The 918-nt window shown below is 66.8% G+C and carries 1 protein-coding gene; it reads right to left on the reverse strand.

What is annotated here, in order from left to right:
* Positions 1-918 (reverse strand): AMP-binding protein (locus ACN675_RS29200; protein ID WP_420754122.1); only part of this gene is annotated, 918 nt, incomplete at both ends.

A 918-nucleotide genomic window follows, 5' to 3' on the forward strand; every position in this document is an offset into this window, starting at 1 on the left:
CCGACCGAAATACCCCCGAGCCAACTGCACACCCGACAGATACAACTCACCCGCAACACCCACCGGCACCGGACGCAACCGCTCGTCCAGCACGAACGCCGACACATTCCACTCCGGCACACCGATCGGCACACCCACCACATCGGCATCCGACACCTCGTGCCAGGTCACCGACACCGCAGCCTCCGTCGGACCGTACAGATTGAACAGCCCCACACCCGGATTCACCGACCGGAACCGCTGCGCCACCGACCCCGGCAACGCCTCACCGATCGCCAACACCCGACGCAACGACGACGCCAACACACCACCCGAACCCGCAGACGACGCCGCCGTCAACAGAGCCTCGAGCATCGACGGCACCACATGCAACGTCGACACCGACGCCGACCGCATCAACCCCAGCAGATACGCCGGATCCCGATGCCCCTCCGCCTCGGCCACCACCAACCGGCCACCCGAAACCAACGCCGACCAGAACTCCCACACCGACAAGTCGAACGTCGCCGCAGTCTTGAGCAACACCGCATCGCCCGGCCCCAACCCGAACGCCGCAACCTTCCACACCAACTGATTCGCCACCGCCCGATGCGGCACCGCCACACCCTTCGGACGACCCGTCGAACCCGACGTGAAGATCACATACGCCGTGTGCTCCGGCGCCGGAGTCGCCACGCGGACCGGAACGTCCGCCGCCGAATCGTCCTGCGGCACAAAGTTGTCGACGAACAGGACGGGGCGATCACTCTCGGTCCCGAAGCCTTCACCGCGCGTGGTCAGCACACACACCGGATCGGCGGTGCCGAGAATGTAGTCGGTCCGCTCCGCCGGCTGATCCGGATCCACCGGCACGTAGGCGCCACCGGCCTTCGCGACCGCGACCATGCCGATCACCAACTCCACCGAGCGGCGCATACC

Source organism: Rhodococcus sp. O3 (assembly GCF_048897285.1).
GTDB lineage: Bacteria > Actinomycetota > Actinomycetes > Mycobacteriales > Mycobacteriaceae > Rhodococcus.